Annotated in this window: 21 protein-coding genes; 7 read left to right on the top strand and 14 right to left on the bottom strand. The window is 68.1% G+C overall.

The genetic code is table 11. The features are described from left to right. Window positions 1–146: 146 nt before the first annotated feature. From AC07YS_RS07015 to AC07YS_RS07005, 3 genes are all read left to right on the top strand, one after another. Complete coding sequence (locus tag AC07YS_RS07015) at window positions 147–827, top strand: response regulator (protein WP_062473345.1); 681 nt, start codon at window positions 147–149, stop codon at window positions 825–827. A 61-nt stretch (window positions 828–888) separates the two neighbouring features. Beyond that, the gene (locus AC07YS_RS07010; RefSeq protein ID WP_495269811.1) at window positions 889–2,235 is read left to right on the top strand and encodes a sensor histidine kinase; all 1,347 of its coding nucleotides are present in this window, start codon (window positions 889–891) and stop codon (window positions 2,233–2,235) included. Between the two features lie 16 nt (window positions 2,236–2,251). Beyond that, a complete protein-coding gene (locus AC07YS_RS07005) occupies window positions 2,252–2,473 on the top strand; it encodes an oxidoreductase-like domain-containing protein (RefSeq protein ID WP_192193081.1) in 222 nt (73 codons plus the stop codon). On the opposite strand, the gene AC07YS_RS07000 is transcribed toward AC07YS_RS07005, so the two are convergent. The 11 genes from AC07YS_RS07000 to AC07YS_RS06950 form a co-directional block, all read right to left on the bottom strand. Then, entirely contained in the window at window positions 2,437–3,948 is a 1,512-nt protein-coding gene (locus AC07YS_RS07000) for a hypothetical protein (protein WP_495269812.1), read from the bottom strand. The genes AC07YS_RS07005 and AC07YS_RS07000 overlap by 37 nt on opposite strands. Before the next feature lie 10 nt (window positions 3,949–3,958). Continuing rightward, a complete protein-coding gene (locus tag AC07YS_RS06995) occupies window positions 3,959–4,777 on the bottom strand; it encodes an aminoglycoside phosphotransferase family protein (RefSeq protein ID WP_495269813.1) in 819 nt (272 codons plus the stop codon). Then, window positions 4,777–5,253 (bottom strand): nucleoside deaminase, encoded by a 477-nt coding sequence (locus tag AC07YS_RS06990; protein WP_062473350.1) that lies wholly within the window; start codon window positions 5,251–5,253, stop codon window positions 4,777–4,779. Before AC07YS_RS06990 ends, AC07YS_RS06995 begins: the two co-directional genes overlap by 1 nt. Before the next feature lie 11 nt (window positions 5,254–5,264). Further along, complete coding sequence (locus AC07YS_RS06985; protein ID WP_095746348.1) at window positions 5,265–6,035, bottom strand: ABC transporter permease; 771 nt, start codon at window positions 6,033–6,035, stop codon at window positions 5,265–5,267. Window positions 6,036–6,045: 10 nt separating this feature from the next. Further along, window positions 6,046–6,912, bottom strand: a complete 867-nt coding sequence (locus AC07YS_RS06980) for an ABC transporter ATP-binding protein (RefSeq protein WP_495269814.1) — start codon at window positions 6,910–6,912, stop codon at window positions 6,046–6,048. After that, complete coding sequence (locus tag AC07YS_RS06975) at window positions 6,912–7,946, bottom strand: ABC transporter substrate-binding protein (RefSeq protein WP_062473355.1); 1,035 nt, start codon at window positions 7,944–7,946, stop codon at window positions 6,912–6,914. Before AC07YS_RS06975 ends, AC07YS_RS06980 begins: the two co-directional genes overlap by 1 nt. 155 nt (window positions 7,947–8,101) lie before the next feature. After that, complete coding sequence (locus AC07YS_RS06970) at window positions 8,102–9,100, bottom strand: TRAP transporter substrate-binding protein (protein ID WP_495269815.1); 999 nt, start codon at window positions 9,098–9,100, stop codon at window positions 8,102–8,104. 49 nt (window positions 9,101–9,149) lie between these two features. Beyond that, window positions 9,150–10,415, bottom strand: coding sequence for a TRAP transporter large permease (locus AC07YS_RS06965; RefSeq protein ID WP_062473357.1), 1,266 nt, complete (start codon window positions 10,413–10,415; stop codon window positions 9,150–9,152). 1 nt (window position 10,416) lies between these two features. Continuing rightward, entirely contained in the window at window positions 10,417–11,034 is a 618-nt protein-coding gene (locus AC07YS_RS06960) for a TRAP transporter small permease (protein ID WP_495269816.1), read from the bottom strand. 38 nt (window positions 11,035–11,072) lie between these two features. Further along, window positions 11,073–11,987 (bottom strand): dihydrodipicolinate synthase family protein, encoded by a 915-nt coding sequence (locus AC07YS_RS06955; RefSeq protein WP_369629726.1) that lies wholly within the window; start codon window positions 11,985–11,987, stop codon window positions 11,073–11,075. Between the two features lie 294 nt (window positions 11,988–12,281). Beyond that, window positions 12,282–13,058: an IclR family transcriptional regulator gene (locus AC07YS_RS06950; RefSeq protein ID WP_495269817.1), complete on the bottom strand. Its 777-nt coding sequence runs from the start codon at window positions 13,056–13,058 to the stop codon at window positions 12,282–12,284. Window positions 13,059–13,217: 159 nt separating this feature from the next. Between AC07YS_RS06950 and AC07YS_RS06945 the strand changes: the two genes are divergently transcribed. The 3 genes from AC07YS_RS06945 to AC07YS_RS06935 are packed head-to-tail and all read left to right on the top strand — an operon-like array spanning window position 13,218 to window position 16,781. Further along, entirely contained in the window at window positions 13,218–14,879 is a 1,662-nt protein-coding gene (locus AC07YS_RS06945; RefSeq protein ID WP_495269818.1) for an OPT/YSL family transporter, read from the top strand. A gap of 47 nt (window positions 14,880–14,926) precedes the next feature. Continuing rightward, window positions 14,927–15,976: an S-methyl thiohydantoin desulfurase domain-containing protein gene (locus tag AC07YS_RS06940; protein WP_062473363.1), complete on the top strand. Its 1,050-nt coding sequence runs from the start codon at window positions 14,927–14,929 to the stop codon at window positions 15,974–15,976. A gap of 13 nt (window positions 15,977–15,989) precedes the next feature. Beyond that, window positions 15,990–16,781, top strand: a complete 792-nt coding sequence (locus AC07YS_RS06935; RefSeq protein WP_495269819.1) for an aspartate/glutamate racemase family protein — start codon at window positions 15,990–15,992, stop codon at window positions 16,779–16,781. Between the two features lie 82 nt (window positions 16,782–16,863). On the opposite strand, the gene AC07YS_RS06930 is transcribed toward AC07YS_RS06935, so the two are convergent. Then, window positions 16,864–19,164 (bottom strand): NADP-dependent malic enzyme, encoded by a 2,301-nt coding sequence (locus tag AC07YS_RS06930; protein ID WP_070062392.1) that lies wholly within the window; start codon window positions 19,162–19,164, stop codon window positions 16,864–16,866. A gap of 220 nt (window positions 19,165–19,384) precedes the next feature. On the opposite strand from AC07YS_RS06930, the gene AC07YS_RS06925 reads away from it, so the two are divergent. Further along, complete coding sequence (locus AC07YS_RS06925) at window positions 19,385–20,725, top strand: NAD(P)/FAD-dependent oxidoreductase (protein WP_492728163.1); 1,341 nt, start codon at window positions 19,385–19,387, stop codon at window positions 20,723–20,725. Between the two features lie 2 nt (window positions 20,726–20,727). Here AC07YS_RS06925 and AC07YS_RS06920 read toward each other — a convergent pair whose 3' ends face one another. Both AC07YS_RS06920 and hyi read right to left on the bottom strand, forming a co-directional pair. Beyond that, entirely contained in the window at window positions 20,728–21,639 is a 912-nt protein-coding gene (locus tag AC07YS_RS06920; RefSeq protein WP_495269820.1) for a 2-hydroxy-3-oxopropionate reductase, read from the bottom strand. Between the two features lie 23 nt (window positions 21,640–21,662). Further along, window positions 21,663–22,448, bottom strand: coding sequence for a hydroxypyruvate isomerase (hyi, locus tag AC07YS_RS06915; RefSeq protein ID WP_495269821.1), 786 nt, complete (start codon window positions 22,446–22,448; stop codon window positions 21,663–21,665). Window positions 22,449–22,453 lie beyond the last annotated feature (5 nt).

Genomic DNA, 22,453 nt, shown 5'->3' with positions numbered 1-22,453 from the left:
GTTCGGGCGGGAGGGCAGCGTCACCGGTGCGCTTTCAGGAGAGGGAAGCGCCACAGCGTAGGCGCATGCATTGCGTGAACATTGCGTTACCTCATGTGGGGCTCTCTAGAATCACCCGCCTGTCCGGTCTCTCCCCATCCCCCCCCATGAGAATCCTGCTTGTCGAAGACGAAGCCGACCTGGCGCAGGCGCTCGCGTCGGCGCTGCGCCAGAACCAGGCGGTGGTCGATGTGGCGAGCTCGCTGCGCGCAGCCGAGGAGGCCGCGCTCGGCGCGCCCTACGACGTGGTCGTGCTCGACCGCGGGCTGCCCGATGGCGACGGCCTCTCGCTCGTCGCGTTCCTTGCGCAGAACCACATCGCCTGCGCCGTGCTCGTGCTCACCGCCATGACCGACGTGGCCGAGCGCGTGCTGAGCCTGGACGGCGGCGCCGACGACTACCTGGCCAAGCCCTTCTCGATGGACGAGCTGCTGGCCCGCGTGCGTGCGCTGGCACGCCGCCCCGCGGTGCGCGCCAACTTCATCATGACGCTCGGGCAGCTGCGCTTCGACCATCACACGCGCCAGGCCCATGTGGGCGAGGCCTGCCTCACGCTGCCGCGGCGCGAGCTGCTGGTGCTCGAGACGCTGCTCGAACACCGCGGCCGCACCGTGCTGCGCGAGGCCCTGCAAGACCGCGTGTACGGCCACAAGGACGACATCCAGTCGAACGCGCTCGACACGCACGTCTCGCGCCTGCGCTCCAAGCTCGACAAGGCCGGCGCGCAGGTCGAGATCCATGCGATCCGTGGGGTGGGCTATCTCATGTGCGCGCCGCAGTCGGCATGAGCGCAGCGCCGGGCCGCCCCAAGCAAGCTCGCGCCGCAGTGCGAAGCACGAAGGCATACCAATGAGCTTGCTTTCGCTGCGCTGGCGGCTGATCTGGAGCCTCATCCTGTTGCAGGTGGTGGTCGGCCTGCTGGTGATGGGCGGCTTCCTCGGGCTGGCGTGGGCGTTGGGCCGCGTGGTCGATGAGACCGGCCACGAGACGGTGGCCGCCATCCAGCGTGCCCTGATGCGCGGCGCCGACGGCCAGCTGGTGGTCGAGCCCACGAGCGCGCTGCGGCGGCTGCAGAAGGCCGACCCGCAGTTCTGGTTCATCGTGCGCGACCCGCGCGGCGTGCAGCTGCGCCACGGCGAGGTGCCGCCCGCCTACCTGCGGCTGCTCGATGCACTCGACGACACCGAGCGCGTGGCCATCGACCCCGAGAGCGACGGCACCCGCCCCAAGGCCCGCTTCGAGCGCATCGAATCGCGCGCCGGCCCGGTGGCCGTGATGGCGCAGACCGGCGGCCCGCTCACGGTGGAGAACACGCTCAAGGGCACCGGCATCGCCTTCCTGTTCCTGGTGGCACCGATGGCGCTCGTCACCTGCCTGGGCGTGATCCTGGCCACGCCGTTCGTCGTGAAGCGCGGCCTCAAGGGCGTGGTGGCCACGGCGGAGCATGCCGAGGGCATCGACGTGCACGAGCGCACCACTCGCCTGCCGCTGGCCAACGTGGCCAGCGAGATCCGTCCGCTGGTCAATGCGGTCAACCGCGCCTTCGACCGGCTCAACGAAGGCTACGACCGGCAGGAGCGCTTCCTGGCCGATGCCGCGCACGAGCTGCGCACGCCGATCACCACGCTGCAGATCCACCTCGAAGGCCTGCCCAACGACCCGCTGAAGATGAAGCTCATGCAGGCCTCGGCGCGGCTCGCCACGCTGGCCGAGCAGCTGCTCGACCTGCAGCGCCTCGACCACGGCCTGTCGCTGGACCAGCAGGTGGAACTGAAGTCGCTGTGCGAGCGCGTGGCGGCCGACATCGCGCCGCTCGCCATCCGCAGCCGCTGCACGCTGTCGGTCGATGCGCCGCAGCCGCTCACGGTGCGCGGCGATGCGCCCTCGCTGGAACGCGCGCTCACCAACCTGATCCAGAACGCCATCGAGCACGGCGGGCCAGGCTGCGACATCCAGGTGCGGCTGTGCGAGCCCTCGTGCATCGAGGTGCGCGACTCGGGCCCCGGCATTCCCGAGGCCGACCGCGAGCGCGTGGTGGCGCCGTTCCACCGGCTCGTGCCGCGCGGGCGCGGCGCCGGGCTGGGCCTGCACCTCGTGGCCGAGGTGGCGCGGCTGCATCGCGGTCAGCTGAGCATCGGCTCGAGCGAATCGGGCGGCGCGAAGATGCGGCTCGAACTGATGAACCTCGAGGCCTGAAGAAGACCCGCCCGCCATGAACGCCATCGACCGGCTGCCCGAACCCACGAACCTTGTCGGCGCGCAAGCGCTGATCGCGCGCGTGCAGGCGATGCTCGATGCCGAAGGGGTGGCGATGCGTGCGCCGCCGCCCGAGCCCACCACCTGCTGCGGGCGCGGCTGCAATGGGTGCGTGTGGGAAGGGTGGCTGGCGGCGGTGGCCTATTGGCGGGATGAGGCGTCGCTGCTGCTGGATTGAGGAGGCGTCTCGTCGGTCGCGGAAACCGACGGGGCTGAGTCGGACCTCATGTCGCTGTAGGGCGCTGGAATCTCCAGCGCTTGCGCGCCCGGCAGGCGTCGGACAAAGAGGTTGGTTGCCACGAGGTAGCGTGCCACGGTGCTGCGCAGATCGGTCGACTCGTACAGTGACTCGGTCCACCAGCGTTCGGTGAACATCACCTTGTAGGCAGAGCCTTCCTTCAGCAGGTAGTAGGAGCTGTCGCCGCCGACTCGCTCGGTCTTGATCTTGCCTTCGTACCAAGCAGTGGCCATCGCGTGGTCCACCACTGCCTCGGCGTCGACCGTGAACACTGCCCGGATATCTTCCAGCGTGAAGTCGTCGAAGAATGCCCTGCTGCCTTCTCTGCCGTAGGCCGTGCGGGCCAACTCAAACTCATCGTCGTGCAGCAGGGCATTGAGTTGTGCCAGGCGATCCGGCGGTTGCACCATCCGGTGGGGCGTGATCAAGGGCGGCGTGGCGAGGCTGGTGACATAGAACGGCTCGGTTCCCGCTTCCTGGTTGGCGGACAACGCCAGGTGCCAGCGCTCCTGTGCCTTGCGCGGCATGTTGCGCGATGCCGTCACGGTGCCGGCATAGTGCACGTGGCGTTCACCTGTGCCGGTGAGCGTCGATGAAACGCAGTCGGCGGGGTCCGCGTCCCACGCCTGATCGTTCACCGACCAACTGCCATCCTCCTTGTCGTTCACCGTCTGGACGACCAGGCGAGCGAAGATCTGGGGCGGCGGTTCCGCGGGTTGATCGCCCACTGACGCTGGCACCGTGGCATCCACGCGAAACGCCAGGGGTTCGCCGATGCGAAAGCGCTCGTCGCGACGGACATCGATCACGTTCAGGGCTTGGCGCGGTGGCACCGCAGTTCGGAAAAAGCCATAGGCGGTCGACAGTGTCAGCACGGTGAAGACCGGAAACACCGGCAGCCCCACCAACAGCCACAGCAGGTTCCAGCCTCCTTCCAACGACCAGCGCAGTGCGTTGAAACCGAAGGCGGCAAAGAAGGCCAGCACCGCCAGCGCGACCAGCGATCCCAGCCAGTCGGTGAGACGGGTCCGTTGGGGAGCATCTGAAGGTGGCGGTGCCGGAGACATCCACGCCGCGTCATGCCGCTGCACGATGCGCGGCAGGCCGATCACGCGCGGATCGGGCAGCGGCGTCCAGAAGCTGTCGTCCTGCGCGGCCAGCGCGATCGTGCGGACGCCATCGCGGTGTTCAAGCTGCAGCGCTGCCTGCGCGACGCCGTCATGCGCCGTGTCATCGAGGCGCTGAGGACGCGCATCGGGCACGCGGTGGTAGCGGCGCTTCTCGACGTCGACGATCAGCGTGTCCGCACCCGCCGATGCCGCATGAAAGCGCTCGTCAGAAGACGCAAGGCATTCCGACAGCGGCAGCGCCAGAACCCGCGCAAGGACGTCGAGGTAGGAGTGAGGGCGAGACATGCGTCCGAATCTAGCCGGCGATCCCGAGCGCCGCAGCCGCCAGCTTCGCCACCTCCAGCGTGCTCCCGGGTGCCTCGCCGTCTTCCAGCATCCACACCGACGACAGCCCGGCCCACGCCAGCACCCACTGCAACAATCGCCGCTGCTCGATGCCCGTGGCCTCCGCGATGACCTCGATGCGGCGCGCAAAGCGCCCCGGCGCCAGCGCACTCTCGCCATCCGGGTTGCACAGGATGTTCGCGTGATCGAAGCCGCGCTCGCCGTACAGGCCCTTGGGGTCGATGGCGAGCCAACCGGCCGGGCCGAAGTCGAGCACGTTGCCGTGATGAATGTCGCCATGCAGCACGACCACCTCGCGCGGCGCCGCCAGCAGCTCGCGTGCGGTGCGTGCGCTGTGTGCGAAGACGACGCCGTGCGTGGCCGCGCCGGCCCACAGCGATTCGAACCAGCGCGCGAGCGGCACCAGCGTCGGGGGCGGCGGCGTGTCGCGCGGGGCATGCAGGCGCGCGGCGGCGGCGCACAGGATGCGCGTGGCCTCGTCGTCGCGGCCTTCGTGAACCAGCTGCGCGAGCGAGGCCGTACCCTGTGCGCGCACCATCAACAAGGCTTCGTCGCTATGCGCCAGCACGGGCGCGGCGCCGTCGCCGTTCCACCAGGCCATCAGCAGGCTGCCTGCCTGTTCCTCGGCTTCGTGCGAGAGCTTGAGCATGGCCGCCACGCCCTGCTGGCGCACGGGCAGCAGCGTGCCGCTCAGCGAGGTGAAGGCCTCGCCGTCGGGCGTGAGGTTCCAGCGTTCCAGGTAAGGCGCGAACACGCCGAGCGGGACCACTAGCGCGATTCCCAGAACCCCCGGTGCGTGGCGATCATCTCGTCGGCCACCTCGGGCACGGGGCCGATCACCTCGACGGGTTTCTGTCCGCGTGCGAAGACCTCGCGGCAGGGCAGGCTCAGCGTCGGGTTCTCGGGGTGGTCGCCGGTGAGCGCGAGCAGCGCGGATTCTTCCGCGCCGTACACGATGCGCCCGATGTTCGCCCAGTAGCTCGTGCCCGCGCACATGGCACAGGGCTCGAAGGTGGTCACCAGCGTGCACTGCCACAGGTACTCGGGCGGCCAGTTCTGCGCGGCGTGGCGCGCGAGCGTGGCCTCCGCGTGGTGCACCGTGTCGATGTTGCCCTGCTCGGCGAGAACGGTCTCGCCGTCGGGTGCGACGAGCACGGCGCCGAAGGGGTGGCGGCCCATGGCCATGGCGCGTCGTGCCACGGCGTCGGCGCGACGCAGCGCGCGGGTGATCTGTTCGGGGGTCATGCCCCCATTATTTATGCGTTCTGCGAGCCGCGGTGCGCCCAGCCTGTCGTGTGCTTCTCGATCAGGCTGAAGAGTTCGTACATGATCATCGCCATCGCGCCCACCACCATCAGGCCCGCGAAGGCCAGGCCCATCTGCATGGCCGAGCCGGCCGAGATCAACAGGTAGCCGATGCCCTCGTTGGCAGCCGTCATCTCCGACACCGTGGTGCCGACGAAGGCCAGCGTGATCGCCACCTTCAGCGAGCCGAAGAAGTAGGGCATGGAGCGCGGCAGGCCGATCTTGACGAGCACGTCCCAGCGCTTGGCGCCCAGCACGCGCAGCACGTCTTCCAGCTCGGGCTCGAGCGTGGCCAGGCCGGTCGCGATGTTCACCATGATCGGGAAGAAGCTGATCAGAAACGCCGTGAGGATCGCCGGCCCGATGCCGATGCCGAACCACACGACCAGGATCGGCACGAAGGCCGCCTTGGGCAATGCGTTGAAGGCCGTCATGAGCGGGTAGATCGCCGCATAGGCCAGGCGCGAGCTGCCGATCACGAAGCCCAGCAGCACCCCCACCACGATCGCCAGGCCGAAGCCCGCCATCGTGACCCAGAAGGTGCGCCACGCGTGGCCCGCGATGATTTCCTTGAACTCCCAGAACTGCTCCCAGATGCGCAGCGGGCTCGGAAAGATGAAGTCCGACACGCCGAAGCCCGCGCAGATCACCTGCCACAGCAGGAGCACCGCCACGAGCAGCAGCCAGGGCGACCAGCGTTCGAGTTGCTTGGTGTTTTTCATCGCCGCGTCCTCAGTGCGCTGCCGCCGCCGCAGCAGCGGAGAAGGTGGTGGTGGCGTTGCCGCGGATGGCGCCGATGTGGCCGCGCAGTTCGAGCACGATGTCGGTGAACTCCTTGGTGTAGGTCAGCTCCAGCTCGCGCGGGCGCGGCAGGTCGATCTCGCGCTTGACCACGAAGCGCCCGGGGCTCTTGCTCATCACGTACACCGTGTCGGCCAGGAACACCGACTCGCGCAGGTCGTGCGTGACCAGGATCACGTTGAACTGCTGCTCGGTCCACAGGTCGCGCAGGATGCACCACAGCTCTTCGCGCGTGAACGCGTCGAGCGCGCCGAAGGGCTCGTCCAGCAGCAGCATCTTGGGCTCGTGAATGAGCGCGCGGCAGATGCTCGCGCGCTGCTGCATGCCGCCCGAGAGCTGCCACGGGAACTTGTCCTCGTAGCCGCCCAGGCCCACCTTCTGCAGCAGGCGGCGGGCGCGCTCTTCGTATTCCTTGCGCTTGGCCTTGAAGTTCGAGCGGTAGGGCTCGACGATTTCCAGCGGCAGCAGCACGTTGTCGACAGTGGTGCGCCACGGCAGCAGCGAGGGCGCCTGGAAGGCCATGCCCGAGATCTTCAGCGGCCCGGTCACGGGCTGGCCGTCGATGCGGATCTTGCCCATCGAGGGCATCTTCAGCCCCGTGGTGAGCTTCATGAAGGTCGACTTGCCGCAGCCCGAGGGGCCGACGATGGCGATGAACTCGCCGCGCGTCACCTTCAGGTCGATGGCCTCGACCGCGAAGTGGTTGGCGCGCAGCAGCTCTTCGTTGTAGGCGAGCCAGACGTCCTGGAAATCGACGAAGGGGGCGGCCGCGTCGGGTGTCGTTGCGCCGGCCGCCATCACTTGCGCAGGATTCCGCTGAGCTCGGCCGCGGGCGGGAGCATGGCCGCGGTCCACACGGCGTCGGGGCTCACGCGCGTCTTGGTGTTGAAGGCATCGGACACCTGCGAGGCCATGAGCGACATGCGGCCCGCGTTGACGGCACCGAAGCCGTCGGTGCGCGCGTCGGCGCTGTTGATGACGGTGTCGATCGCCAGCTGCAGGCGGCGCGTCTCGAGCTTGCTGTCGATGATGCCGTCGCGCGCCTTCACCGACTCGATGCCCAGGGCCGGGTTGGCGATGACTTCCTTGGCGCCCTTGGCAAAGGCCGAGAGGAACTTCTTCACCGCCGCGGGGTTGTCCTTGAGCAGCTTGGGCGAGGCGATGATCACGTTGCCATACAGCTTCACGCCGTAGTCGGGGTAGGGCAGGATCACCACGTCGGCCGCCTTGGCGCCGCGCGCTTCCAGGTTGAGCAGCGAGGTGAAGGTGAAGCCCGTGATGGCGTCGATGTCGCCGCGCACCAGCATGGTCTCGCGCAGCGTCGGGTCCATGGCGGTCCAGTTCACGGCGCCGATGTTGTTGGCCTTGGCGAAGATCGGGAACGCGCGGCGGCCCGCGTCGAACACGGGCGCGCCGAGCTTCTTGCCGGCGAGGTCGGCCGGCTTGGTGATGCCGCTCTTCTTGAGCGCCATGACCGAGGCCGGCGTGTTGTTGTAGACCATCATCACGGCCACGGGTTTGTTCGGGCTGTCGGGGTTGTTGGCGTGGAACTCCATCAGTGCCGCGAGGTCGGCAAAGCCCATGTCGTAGGCGCCCGAGGCCACGCGCGTCACGGTGCCGCCCGAGCCGTTGCCGGCGTCGATGGTCACGTCCAGGCCGGCGGCCTTGAAGTAGCCCTTGGCCGCGGGGTGCAGGAACAGCGCGGCCGGTCCTTCGAAACGCCAGTCGAGCTGGAACTTGATCGGCGTCGGGCTCTGGGCCATGGCCGAAGACAGGCCGAAGCTGAGGGCCGAGGCGGCGAGGAAGGACTGGATCAGTTGACGCTTGTTCATGCGGGTTCCGTGAAGGTGAATGCTTCGGCATTCAAGCAAAAACGGTGCCCGCACGCGATTGGTGCGAACCCTTCCGGTGAATCACCGAGGTGCGCGGTGCGCCCAGGGCGTGTGCGGCGTGCACCGCGCCTGGGAATCCGGGCCGTGGACCGCCGTCAGAGCGTCGCGCCGATCTTGCGCAGCTCGGCAATCTGCGGCGCCTTGGGCAGCCAGACCTTGTCGAATTCGGCGATGACCGGCGCGGGGTTGTAGTTGCTGGCGCTCTTGATCGCGATGCCGCTGGCCTTGAACTTGTCGATGAGGCTCAGCTCGGTGGTCACGATGTCCTTGATCTGCGCGTCGAGCTGCTGCTTCACGAGGTCGGTGATGAGCGCCTTGTCTTTCGCATCGAGCGTCTGCCAGATGCGACCCGACACCAGCGGGGCGAAGGGCATGAACAGCGCGTTCATCGGCAGCAGGGTTTTCGAGACGCGGTCGAAGCGCTGGTTCCACGAGAACTCGATGTCGGCTTCGAGCCCGTCGACCTGGCCGTTGGACATGGCGTCGAACACGCCCGGCGTGGGAATGGGCGTGGGCGCGGCGCCCAGCAGTTGGTAGAAGTCGCGGTACACCGGCGTGGGGTTGATGCGCAGCTTCATGCCCTTCAGGTCGGTGGGCGAGGCGATGTCCTTGGTGGCGAACACCACGCGCATGCCGGTGATGCCCCAGCCCAGGCCGATGGTGCCGGTCTCGCGCGGCAGCACATCGAGCAGCTTGAGCGCCGCGGGCGTGCGCACGAGCGAGGCGACGTTGGTGGTCGAACGCACGAGGTAGGGCGCGTTGATGGCCGCCACGCTCGCCACGCGCGAGCCGAGCTCGGCGGCTTGAATCCAGCCCATGTCGAGCGCACCCGACTGCAGCTGCTGCATCATGGCCGACTCGTTGCCGAGCTGGCCCGAATGGAACACCGTGGCGCTCAGGCGGCCGTCGGTGGCCTTCTTCAGCGCCTCGCCAAAGCTCACCGCGGAGCGGTTCCACGAGTGGCCCGCGGGCGTGATGAGGCCCAGGCGGAATTCCTTGGCGGCGGCGGCACGCGACACGGTGCCGAAGAGGGCGGTCGACGCGGCGGCGGTGCCGGCGGCGGCCTGGACGAACTGGCGGCGGGAGAGGGGCATGCGAAGCTCCTGTGGGGTGAGGTGAATGAACGGGAACGCGGATCAGCGCTTACTTGATGAGCGCGAGAGAAAGACTCGGGAACAGCGACAGCAGCACCAGCGCCACGCAGCAAATCAGGAAGAAGGGCAGCGTGACGATGAACATCTTTCCGGGCTTGGCGCCGGTCACCGCCGAGGCCACGAAGAAGCTCAGCCCCACCGGCGGCGTCATCAGCCCGAGCACGAGGTTGATGACCACCACCACGCCGAAGTGGCGCGGGTCGATGCCGTAGATCTCGGTCGCGATGGGCAGCAGGATCGGCACGGTCATGATCAGCCCGGGAATGCCGTCGATCACGGTGCCGATCACCAGCAGGATCACGTTCACCAGCAGCAGGAAGGCGATCGGGTCCTTCGCCACCGTCTGTATCCACGCGGCCGTGGCCTGCGGCACCTTGCCGTAGATGAGCAGCCACGAGAACACCGCGGCCGCCGCCACCAGGAAGAGCACCACCGCCGAGTAGATCGCCGACTTCAGCAGGATCTGCGGAATCATCGCGAAGCGGAATTCCTTGGTCACGTAGCGCCCCACCAGCACCGCGGCCACCGCACCCACCGCCGCCGATTCGGTGGGGTTGGCCAGGCCGCCGAGGATCGAGCCGACGATCACGATGGGAATGAGCAGCGTCGGGCAGGCCGTGAGGATCGTGTGCAGCCGCTGGCGGGCGGTGCGCTTCTCGGTGCGCGGGTAGTTGTAGATCACGCCCATGCCGGCGATGACGATGAAGAACAGCACCGTGAGGATCACGCCGGGGATGATCCCGGCGATGAGCATGTCGCCCACCGCCACCTGGGCGAGCACGCTGTACACCACGAACATCACCGAGGGCGGAATGATCGGGCCGAGCATGCCGCCGTACACGGTGATGCCGGCCGCGAAGGTCTTGTCGTAGCCCTGCTTCTCCATCTCGGGCACCATGATCTGGCTCATGATCGCCACCTGCGCGGTGGCCGAGCCGATGATCGACGACACCAGCATGTTCGCCAGGATGTTCACGTAGGCCAGCCCGCCCTTCACCGAACCGATGAAGGCCAGCGCGAGGTCGACGAGGCGGCGCGTGATGCCGCCGCCGTTCATGATCTCGCCGATGAGGATGAACAGCGGAATCGCAATGAGGCTGTAGCTGTCGACGCCGCCGAACATCTGCACCGGGAACGACTGGAACAGCACCGTGTCGCCCGAGTTGAGGATGTAGACGATGCCCGACAGGCACAGGCAGGCACCGATCGGCACGCCGACCAGCATGATCAGCAGGAAGAAGGCAGAGGTCAGCATTTCAGTTCACGGCGTCCGCGTTGGCGACATGGAACTCGTCGTGCGTGCGCTTGGGCTGCAGGCCGAGGTCTTCGAAGAGGTTGGCCAGCGCATGCACGCTGAGGGTGACCGCGAAGATCGGCAGGATGAGCTGCACCACCCACGTCGGCCAGTCGAGCGTCTGCGTGCGCTCGGTGTAGAGAAAGTTGAAGCTCTCGGCCGCGAATTCCTTCGCGTCGAAGCCGTGGCGCACGATGCCCGCCGGGTCCATCCACAGCCAGCACATCGCGAGCAGGGCCAGCCCGAGCAGCAGCACGCCGCCCGAGGCACTGGCCTTGGCGACGCGTGCGGCCCGGGTGCCGAGCTTGTCGGTGAGCAGGGTCACCGCAAAGTCCAGCCGCAGCCGCGTCATCGCCGACGCACCGATGAAGGTGAGCCAGACCACGCAGTACACCGAGGCCTCGTCCACCCAGTAGAGCGGAAAGCCGCCGTAGCGCGTGACCACGTTCAGCAGCACCAGCACGATGAGCAACCCCATGAGGCTGCTGAGCAGGTGGCGCTCGCAGCGCAGGACGAGGTCCGACGCGTCGAGCACGCGGCGGGACAGGCCGCCGCTTTCTTTCAAGGCGTTTTCTTGCATGGTGTTCTGGGCCTTGCGGTGCGTCGTGCGCGCGGCGATTACATGACCGACTGGTACTGCGCGGGCCGCGTGGCCAGCGCCTTGGCGACGACCTTCTCGATGAAGGCGCGCTCTTCGCCGATGAGCGGCAGGCGCGGGCGGCGCATGTGCTCGGTGCCCACGCCGACCAGCAGGTCGATGAGCTTGAGGTTCTGCACCAGCTTGGTCGACACGTCCAGGTGCAGCATCGGCGTCATCCACTGGTAGAGCTTCAGGGCTTCGGCGAATTTGCCGGCCTTCATCAGGTCGTACAGCGCCACCGTCTCGCGCGGGAAGGCGCAGCCCACACCGGCCAGCAGGCCGTCGCAGCCCAGCGCCAGGCCTTCGTAGGCCAGGTCGTCCACGCCCAGGAACAGCTGGTAGCGGTCGCCCACCGTGTTGCGCAGGTCGGTGATGCGGCGGATGTTGTCGGTGCTCTCCTTGATCGCCGCGATCCACTCGCAGTCGGCCAGCTCGACCATGTGCTCGGGCTTGAGGTCCACGCGGTAGGCCACCGGGTTGTTGTAGACCATGATGGGTTTCTGGGCCGCGTTGGCGATGGTGCGCACGTTGAGCATCGCCTCGCGCGCGTCGGCCACGTAGATCACCGAGGGCATGACCATGTAGCCGGCCACGCCCAGCTTGTTGGCGCCGTCCACGTAGCGCAGGGCTTCGCGGGTGCTGGTCTCCGACACGTTGGCCAGCACGGGGATGCGGCCGTCGGCGGCCTCGAGGGCGATCTTGGCGACCTGCAGTTTTTCTTCGAGCGTCAGCGTGCTGGCTTCGCCCAGCGAGCCGCAGGTGACGAGGCCGTGGATGCCGTTGCGGATCTGGAAGTCGATGTGGCGGGCGGTGCCCTCGGCGTCGATGCTTTCGTCGGCGTGGAACTTGGTGGTGATGGCGGGGAAGATGCCTTGCCAGCGGGGATTGCTCATGAACGTGTACCTCGAAAAAAGAAGAAAAGGGCGCTGCGGACAGCGGTCGAAACCAGGGTTTGAAGGCTTGGTTTTTAAATATATTAGTAAGATATGAGAAATATCTGCTCAGGGTATTAGCAGATTGCATGCCAGCCGAAATGGTGGTTGGAGGCTTCTGGAAAGGGCATTTGGGCGCCCGGAAGCACCGCCTTGGCGCACCCCGCGCACCGAGGCGCCTCACGATGCGGCGGGCGAAAAAAAGCCCCGCAGCGGCGAACGCGGCGGGGCGTGTGGCTGGCGCCGGCGCGGTGCTCAGGTCGGCGTCGTCGCCCCGAAGCCCAGCCAGTACGGATCGCCCACGCGCTTGCCCACGCTGCTGGCGGCGTCGCGCACGGTGGCGCCGAAGCGTTCCACCAGCGCTTCCGACAGCTGCTCTGCGGGCAGCGCGATGCCGAAGGCGTAGGTCTGGCGCGTGGCGGGGTCGAGCACTGCCGACGAGATGCCCGCCACGTTGGTCACGTACTCGCCGCGCGACAGGGCCCAGCCGGTGTCGCGGATCACGGCCAGGCGCGCGAGCAGGTCCTTGCGCGTCTTCGGTGCGTGGCCGCGGCCCTGGTCGAGCCGGCTGCCGATCAGGGCACCCACTTCGTCGTCGTCCAGGCGGGCCAGCAGCGCGCGGCCCATGGCGCTGGAGTAGGCGGGTGCGCGGCTGCCCGGCGGCGTGTAGATCTGCAGCGCACCGGCGCCGGTGCGCATCTGGATCACGAGCGTGTCGGTGCCGTCGAGCACGTTGATGTAGCCCGTGCAGCCCGTCTCGCGCACCAGCGCGTCGAGCGCCTCCTCGACCAGCGAGGCCGTGTTGCGCGAGGCGCGGAAGTGGTACGAGGCCTCCATGATCACGCCGCCCGGTCGGTAGGCGCGTGTGGCCGCGTCGCGGTCCAGGAAGCCGTAGCCGGCCATCATGCTCAGCGTGCGCGAGGCCGAGCTCTTGGGCAGGCCCAGCTCGGTCACGACGTCCGTCACCGTGATGTCGCGGCGCAGTCGCGCGATCAGCTTCAGGACGTCCATGGCGTTGGCAAGGGTGCTCATCGTGTTCGGTGGGTTGGGGTGGGAATCATAGGTTCGGCGCCGGTGCGTCTTTCGGCCGACCCGGGTGAACGCCCGCTTGACAGCCGAAAGTACGGTTTTATCATTCAGTTCAAGTTTATTGGACATGGTTCCAAAATATGGAACTAACAAGGAATGACCATGCACCATGAAGTGACCGCCGTCGCGCCGCTGGAAGACAAGGGCGCCGGGCACACCGCGCCGCCGCCGGTCGCGCTGCATCCCAAGGCGCTCGCGCCCGCCAACCTGATCCTCACGGTGGTGCTGAGCGTGTTCGGCGCCATCGTCGGCATCCAGATGCTGGCGAGCCTGGGCATCACGCCGAGCACCTCGCTGATCGGCGCGCTCGCGGCCATGACGCTGGCGCGCGTGCCGCTGGCCATGTTCCGGGGCTTCCGCTCGGTGCATGCGCAGAACCTGGCGCAGACGAGCATCTCGTCGGCCACTTTCGGCGCGGCCAACAGCCTGTTCCTGCCGATCGGCATTCCCTTCCTGTTCGGCCTGCCCCAGATGGTGGTGCCGATGCTCGTCGGCGTGAGCCTGGCGATGCTGCTCGACGCCTGGCTGCTGTACCGCATGTTCGACACGCCCGCCTTCCCGGCGAAGAACCCGTGGCCGCTGGGCATCGCCGCGGCCGAGGCCATCAAGGCGGGCGACGGCGGCGGCAAGCAGGCCTGGCTGCTGCTGGGCGGGCTGGCCACCGGCGTGGCGGGCGCGGTGTTCAAGCTGCCGATGTCGGCTTTCGGGGTGGCGCTGATCGGCGGGCTGGGCGCCATGACCGCCTTCGGCATCGGGCTGCTGGTGCGCGGCTACTCGGCGCCGCTGTTCGGCTTCGACATCGGCACGCGCTATGTGCCGCACGGCATGATGATCGGCGCCGGCCTCGTCGCGCTGGTGCAGGTGGCGCGCGTGGTGCTGAAGAAGCACGGGCGCGCGGCCGACACCGACAGCCCCGCCGCGACGAAAGAGGCGCTGGCCGAGGCGCGCGGCGCCAGCGTGCTCGGCCGCTCGCTCAAGCTGGGCGGCGCGGGCTACCTCGCGATCATGGTGCTGCTGTGCGCGGGCACCGGCATCTACACCGGCATGTCGCCGGGCATGCTGGCCTTGTTCATCGTGTACGGCACCTTCGCGGCCTTCGTGCACGAACTCATCGTGGGCATCGCGGCCATGCACTCGGGCTGGTTCCCGGCCTTCGCGGTGGCGCTGATCTCGCTGCTGCTGGGCATCCTGATCGGTTTTCCGCCCGAGGCGCTGGTGGTGCTGGCCGGCTTCTCGGCCGCCACCGGCCCGGCCTTTGCCGACATGGGCTACGACCTCAAGGCCGGCCACCTGCTGCGCGGCGAGGCCTCGGGCTCGGCCTTCGAACTCGAAGGCCGGCGCGAACAGATGATCGCCGGCATGGTCGGCTTCGGCGTGGCGATCGTGGTGGTGGCCTGCGCCTACCCGCTGTTCTTCGCCAACCACCAGACCGCGCCGATCAACGCTGCCTACGTGGCCGCGATCAAGGCCGGCATCTCGGGCGAGACCGCGCGCAACCTCGCGCTGTGGGCCGTGCCCGGCGCGCTGCTGCAGCTGGCGGGCGGGCCGCGCCAGCAGCTGGGCGTGCTGTTCGCCACCGGCCTGCTCATCGCCAGCCCGATGGCCGGCTGGATGGTCGCGGCCGGCATCGCCTGCCGGCTCGCGGTGCACGGCGTGCTCGGCGCCGCCGCGCGCGAACGGCTCGAGGTGTTCGCCGGCGGCGTCATCGCGGGCGATGCGCTCTACAGCTTCTTCTCGGGCGCGGTGAAGAGCCTGCGCAAGTAGTTCTCCTTCTTCCTTTCATCACACACACACACACAGGAATCGAATCCATGAAACGCAATCTGACCAGCGACGACGTCCGCGCGGCCATCTGGGGCGGTGCCATCCTCGGCGGCGGGGGCGGCGGGCTCATCGCGGCCGGCGAGCGCGCCGCGCGGCTGGCGCTGCAGGTCGGCACGCCGCAGCTGTGGAGCGTCGACGAGTTCGACGACGCCGCGCTCACCGCCACCATGGCCCTCGTCGGTGCGCCGGCCGCGCCCGACCCGCACGTGCAGCCGGCGCACCTGCTGCGCACGCTGGAGCTGCTGCGGCGCGAGCTGCCGGCGGGCCAGAAGCTGGTCGCGCTGCATGCCAACGAGAACGGCGCCGAGACCACGGTCAACGGCTGGTTCCACGCCGCCATGACCGGCCTGCCCGTGATCGACCTCGCGTGCAACGGCCGTGCCCACCCCTCGAGTGTGATGGGCGCGCTGGGCCTGCACACCGAGCCCGACTACCTCTCGGTGCAGGCCTACGCGGGCGGCGAGCCGCACCGCTATGTCGAAGGCGTGGTGTCGGGCCGGCTCGAACAGACCTCGGCCGTGGTGCGCCGCGCTTCGGTGGAGGCGGGCGGCCTCGTGGCGGTGGCGCGCAACCCCGTGACCGTGGGCTACGCGCGCCAGCACGGCGCGCCGGGCGCCATCAGCCACGCCATCGCGCTGGGCCAGACCTTTCTCGACGGCGGCGTCGATGCCGTGGCCCGCTCGCTCGACGGGCGCCTCGTGGCCGAGGGCACGGTGCGCAGCTACCGCTGCGAGCAGCAGGAAGGGCTGGACGTCGGCGTGGTCGAACTCGACGATGCGGCCGGCACCACGCTGCGCTTCATCAACGAGTACATGCTGCTGGCGCAGGGCGGCGAGCGCATCGCGCGCTTTCCCGACCTGATCATGACCTTCTCGGACGACGGCCAGCCCGTGGTGTCGGCCCATGTGCGCCAGGGCGCGCGGCTGCGCGTGCTGGTGGCGCCGCGCGCGCGGCTGCTGCTGTCGCGCACCATGTTCATGCCCGAGCTGTACCGCCCGCTCGAGAAGTCGCTGGGCGAAGCCTTCGCGCCGGCCTGAACGGAGACATGCAATGACACTGCGCATCCGCTGGATCCGGGCTGTCGGCAACGACACCTACAACGCGCGCTTCGCGCAAGAGTTCGCGCAGGTGAAGAATCCCGGCACCGAGGTCGAGGTGGTGTCGCTGCGCAACGCCTCGGTGCAGCACCACGTCGAGTACCAGAGCTACGAGGCGCTGCTGGGCGCCGACATCGTGCGCGCCGTGCGCGACACCGCGCAGCAGGGCTTCGACGCCGTGGTGGTCGGCTGCTTCTACGACCCGGTGCTGGTCGAGGCGCGCGAGATATCGGGCCAGACGGTGGTGGTCGCGCCCTGCCAGGCCTCGTTCGAGGTCGCGTCCAACCTGGCGCAGAAGGTGTCGGTGATCGTCGGGCGCCGCAAGTGGGTGCCGCGCATCGAGGCGCGCGTGCGCGAGTACGGCCATGCGCACCTGATCGCCTCGTTCCGCGCGCTGGAACTCGGCGTGGAAGACTTCCAGCGCGACCGCGACGAAACCGTGCGCCGCATGATCGCGCAAGGCCGCCGCGCCATCGACGAGGACGGCGCCGAGGCGCTCATCCTCGGCTGCACGCTCGAGTTCGGCTTCTACCGCCAGCTGCAGGACGCGCTGGGCGTGCCCGTCATCGATTCGGCGTTGGCCGCCTTCAAGCGCGCCGAGGCACTGGCCGACACGAAACAGCGTTTCGATTGGAAGCCCAGCCGCGTCGGCGGCTGCGAGCCGCCGCCCGAGGAGAAGGAGCTGCTGGCCTGGAACGTGTTCGACCCGGCGGACGTGCCGGTGGTGTCGCCTGTCCACGCCTGAACACGGCCGTCCATGAAAAACGCCCCGCCGCGGAGACCGCGACGGGGCGTTGTGTTTCATGGAAGAAACGTCGGCGTCAGCCTCAGTCCTGGGACTTCACCTTCGCCACGGCCAGCGCCGTCATGTTGATGATGCGGCGCACCGTCGCCGAAGGCGTCAGCACGTGGGCCGAGCTCGCGCCGCCCAGCAGGATCGGGCCCACCGTGATGCCGTTCGCGCCGGTCATCTTCAGCACGTTGTAGAGGATGTGCGCCGAGTCGAGGTTCGGGCACACCAGCAGGTTGGCTTCGCCGGTGAGCGTGGTCTCGGGCAGGGCGGTGCGGCGGATCTCGTCGGACAGCGCGGCGTCGCCGTGCATCTCGCCGTCGCACTCGATGTCGGGTGCCATCTGCGAGAACAGGTCGCGCGCCAGGCGCATCTTGCGCGCCGAGCCGCGGCTGGAGGTGCCGTAGTTCGAATGCGACAGGAAGGCCACCTTCGGCGGCAGGCCGAAGCGGCGCACTTCTTCGGCGGCCATCACGGCGATGCTGGCCAGCAGCTCGGCGCTCGGGTCTTCGTTCACGTTGGTGTCGGTGATGAACACCGTGCGCTTCTCAAGCGTGAGCGCGTTCAGCGTGGCGAAGCCGGGCGCACCGCGCTTCAGGCCGATCAGGTTGCGGATGTGCTCCAGGTGCACATCGAAGCGGCCGACCAGGCCGCAGATCATCGCGTCGGCATCGCCCAAGTGCAGCATCAGCGCGGCGATGGTGGTGTTGGAGCGGCGCACCATGGTCTTGGCGGCCTCGGGCGTGACGCCGCGGCGGCCCATGAGCTTGTGGAAGCTCTCCCAGTAGGTGCGAAAGCGCGGATCGTCTTCCGGGTTCACGATCTCGAAGTCGGTGCCGGGGCGGATGTGCAGGCCGGCCTTCTGGATGCGTGCCTCGATCACGGCGGGGCGGCCCACCAGGATGGGCTGGGCCAGGCCTTCGTCGACCGCCCACTGCGCGGCGCGCAGCACGCGCTCGTCTTCGCCCTCGGCGTAGGCCACGCGCTTGGTGGTGGAAATTTTGGCGGCGCTGAACACCGGGCGCATGAACATGCCCGTCTGGTAGACGAAGCGCGTCAGGTGCTGGCGGTAGGCCTCCATGTCCTCGATCGGGCGCGAGGCCACGCCCGAGGCGGCGGCCGCCTTGGCCACGGCCGGCGCGATGCGCAGGATCAGGCGCGAGTCGAAGGGCTTCGGAATGATGTAGTCGGGGCCGAAGGCCAGCTCCTGGCCGGCGTAGGCGGTGGCCACTTCTTCGCTGATGTCGGCCTTGGTGAGGTCGGCAATCTCGCGCACGCAGGCCAGCTTCATTTCTTCCGTGATCTTGCTCGCGCCGCAGTCGAGCGCGCCGCGGAAGATGTACGGGAAGCACAGCACGTTGTTGACCTGGTTCGGGTAGTCCGAACGGCCCGTGGCGATGATGCAATCCGGCCGCACGGCCTTGGCCAGCTCGGGGCGGATCTCGGGCTCGGGGTTGGCCAGCGCCAGGATGATCGGCTGCGTGCCCATGGTCTTGACCATCTCGGCGCTCATGACGCCGGGGGCCGAGCAGCCCAGGAACACGTCGGCGTCCTTCACCACGTCGGCCAGGGTGCGGGCACCGGTGTCCTTCTGGGCATAGCGGGCCTTCGATTCGTCGAAGCCGCCTGCGCGGCCCATGTAGATCAGGCCCTTGGAGTCGCAGGCGTAGATGTTGGCGGGCTTGGCGCCCAGGCCGACCATCACGTCCAGGCAGGCGATGGCGGCGGCGCCGGCGCCCGAGACGGCGATCTTGACGTCCTCGATCTTCTTGCCGACCAGTTCCAGGCCGTTGAGCAGCGCCGCGGCCGAGATGATGGCCGTGCCGTGCTGGTCGTCGTGGAACACGGGGATGTTCATGCGCTCGCGCAGCTTCTTCTCGATGTAGAAGCACTCGGGCGCCTTGATGTCCTCGAGGTTGATGCCGCCCAGCGTGGGCTCCAGCGCCGCGATGATGTCGACCAGCTTGTCGGGGTCGTTCTCGGCCAGCTCGATGTCGAACACGTCGATGCCGGCGAATTTCTTGAACAGGCAGCCTTTGCCTTCCATCACGGGCTTGGAGGCCAGCGGGCCGATGTTGCCCAGGCCCAGCACGGCGGTGCCGTTGGTGATGACGCCCACGAGGTTGCCGCGGGCGGTGTATTCGGCCGCGAGCGCGGGATCTTCCGCAATGTCGAGGCAGGGGTAGGCCACGCCCGGCGAGTAAGCCAGCGACAGGTCGCGCTGGTTCAGCAGGGGCTTGGTGGGGGTGATCGAGATCTTGCCCTTGACGGGCGAGCGGTGGTATTCGCGCGCTGCTTCTCGAAGTGCTTCTTCAGCGGGGGACAGGGATGCAGCCATTTGAAAAGTCTCCTAGGTTCTGGCGGGCAATGAGGCTACCGCAAAAGCGCGGCCTCTTCTCTCGGGGGGAACGACGAGACCCTCTATCTTCCGCCTGATCGAGAGGGTCTGCCGACTCGCTAAACTTCAACACCCCCGTTTCCGGGGGGCAAATCCGTGCCGCACGGGCGGTGCGGCGAACCAACGTCCACAACCACAGAACAACACGGAGGGACATCGAATGACACCCGGACCTTTCACCGGCACCGAGCCGGACGTCGTGGTCATCGGCGGAGGCCCTTCGGGCTCCACGGTGGCTGCCTTGCTCGCGGACAAGGGCCACGACGTGGTGCTGCTCGAGAAGGCGCAGCACCCGCGCTTTCACATCGGCGAATCCTTGCTGCCGATGAACATGCCGCTGTTCGACCGGCTCGGCGTGCGCACCGAGGTCGAGGCCATCGGCCTGCGCAAGCACGGCGCCGAGTTCGTCTCGCCCTGGCACGACCACAGCAGCCACTTCGACTTCGGCCAGGCGATGGACAAGAGTTTTCCCTATGCGGTGCATGTGCGTCGTTCGGAATTCGACGAACTGCTGTTCCGTCACGCCGGCAAGCGCGGCGCGCGCACCTTCGAGGGCCGGCGCGTCACCGGCGTCGACATGGACGCCGGCAAGGGCACGCCCGACAACAGGGCGCTGGTGAAGGTCAAGGCCGACGACGGCACCGAGACCGAATGGCGCCCGCGCTTCGTGATCGACGCCAGCGGGCGCGACACGCTGCTGTCGAACCAGTTCGACGCCAAGCAGCGCAACCGCAAGCATGCGAGCGCGGCGCTCTATGGCCACTTCGCCAACGCCGAGCGCCGGCCGGGCCGCTTCGAGGGCAACATCTCGCTCTTCTGGTTCGACCACGGCTGGTTCTGGTACATCCCGCTGAAGGACGGCACCGTGAGCGTGGGCGCCGTGGCCTCGCCGGCCTACTTCAAGCGGCGCCAGGGCGCCTCGCTCGAGGACTTCCTGATGCAGACCATCGCGCTGGCGCCCAAGCTGGCTGCGCGGCTGAAGAACGCCACGCTCATGGAAGGCGCCACCACCACCGGCAACTACGCCTACGACTCCAAGTTCTGCCGTGGCGACCGCTTCATGATGGTGGGCGACGCCTACGCCTTCGTCGATCCGATGTTCTCCTCGGGCGTGTACCTGGCGATGAACAGCGGCTTCGAGGCCGCGACCTGCGCCGACCACTGGCTCAAGGGCGAGGCGAAAGAGGCCGAGAAGGCCTTCCGCCATTACGAGAAGGTGATGAAGCACGGGCCGAAGATGTTCTCGTGGTTCATCTACCGCATCACCTCGCCCGCCATCCGCCGCCTGTTCATGGCGCCGCGCAACATCTGGCGCATGCAGGAGGCGCTCCTGTCCATCCTGGCCGGCGACCTGTTCCGCAACACGCCCATCGGGCCGCGCTTCTGGGGCTTCAAGGTGACGTACTACGCGTCGTGCATCGGCATCCTGCCGCAGGCCGTGAAGACTTGGGCATGGCGCCGACGCAATCTGAAGGAATCGCTGGAAGCTGCAAAGAGCTAGGTTCAGTCTGGAGCGACCGTGTGCTGGGCGAGGGCTTCCAAGGCCTTCACCAGCGCCGAGTGGTCCAGCTGGCCGTAGCCCATCGCCGCGCAGGCATTCATCAGCTGCGCTGCGTTCGCGGTCTGCGGCAGAGCCACGCCCAGCGAACGGGCGCTTTGCATCGCCAGGTTCAGGTCCTTCTGGTGCAGCGCGATGCGGAAGCCCGGCGCGAAGGTGCGCTTGATCATGCGTTCGCCGTGCACTTCCAGAATGCGCGAGCTGGCGAAGCCGCCCATCAGCGCCTGGCGCACCTTGGCGGGGTCGGCGCCGGCCTTCGAGGCGAACACCAGGGCTTCGCTCACGGCGGCGATGTTCAGCGCCACGATGATCTGGTTGGCCACCTTGCAGACTTGGCCGTCGCCCGCGCCGCCCACCAGCGTCACGTTCTTGCCCATCTTGTCCAGCAGCGGCTTCACGCGGCCGAACGTGCCCTCGTCGCCGCCGCACATGATCGTCAGGCTCGCGGCCTTGGCGCCCACTTCGCCGCCCGAGACCGGCGCGTCGATGTAGCCGGCGCCCAGCGCCACGATGCGGCGTGCGAATTCCTTGGTGGCGATCGGGTCGATGGAGCTGCAGTCCACCACGATCTTGCCCTGCGAACCCTTCAGGCCGTCGGCCACGCCTTCCGCGCCGGGGGCGCCGAACAGCACCTTCTCCACGTCCGGGGTGTCGGGCACCATGATGAAGACGATGTCGGCCTTGCGCGCCACTTCGGCGGCCGAGCCGCAGATGGTGGCCTTGGAGACGAAGGGCTCCGGCGTGTTGCCGTGCGTGTTCACGAAGAGTTCGTGGCCTGCGTCGAGCAGGTGGCCCGCCATGGGGGCGCCCATGATGCCCAGGCCGATGAATCCGATTTTTTGTGCTGCAGTGGTCATGTCTCTGTTTCCTTCGTGAACGTTCATTGCTTCTTCGTGAGGGCTTCGCGCCAGCCCAGGCCTTCGACGGTGGTGGCGCGGGGCTTGTATTCGCAGCCGATCCAGCCGTCGTAGCCCAGCGCGTCGATGTGCTGGAACAGCCACGGGTAGTTGATCTCGCCCGTGCCCGGCTCGCCGCGGCCCGGGTTGTCGGCCAGCTGGATGTGGCCGATGCGCGCCAGCTGCTTGGTGAGCGTGTTGCCCAGCTCGCCTTCCATGCGCTGTGCGTGGTAGATGTCGTACTGCACGCGCAGGTTGTCCGAACCCACCTCGTCGATCAGCGCCAGTGCCTGGTCGGTGCGCGTGAGGAAGAAGCCGGGGATGTCGAAGGTGTTGATCGGCTCGATCAGCAGGCGCAGGCCCGCGGCTTCGAGTTCGCGCGCTGCGAGGCGCAGGTTCTCGACCACGGTCCTGTGGGCGGCGTCGGTGCTCACGCCCGCCGGCACCTTGCCGACCAGGCAGTTGAGCTGCGGGCAGCCCAGCGCCGTGGCGTAGTCGATGGCCAGCGCGATGCCTTCGCGGAACTCGCCGGTGCGGTCCGGGTGGCAGGCGATGCCGCGCTCGCCCTTGTCCCAGTCGCCGGCCGGCAGGTTGTGCAGCACCTGCTGCAGGCCGTTGGCGCGCAGGGCGGCCGTGAGTTCCTTCTTGTCGAAGGGGTAGGGGAAGAGGTACTCCACCGCCTTGAAGCCGGCCTTGGCGGCCGCCTCGAAGCGCTGCATGAACGGCAGCTCGGTGAAGAGCATCGTGAGATTGGCTGCGAACTTGGGCATGTCTC

The organism is Variovorax sp. GW458-11-26-14-LB1, from assembly GCF_059423965.1.
Note: the sequence above shows the minus strand (reverse complement) of the source record. Positions and strands in the feature narration are given on the sequence as shown.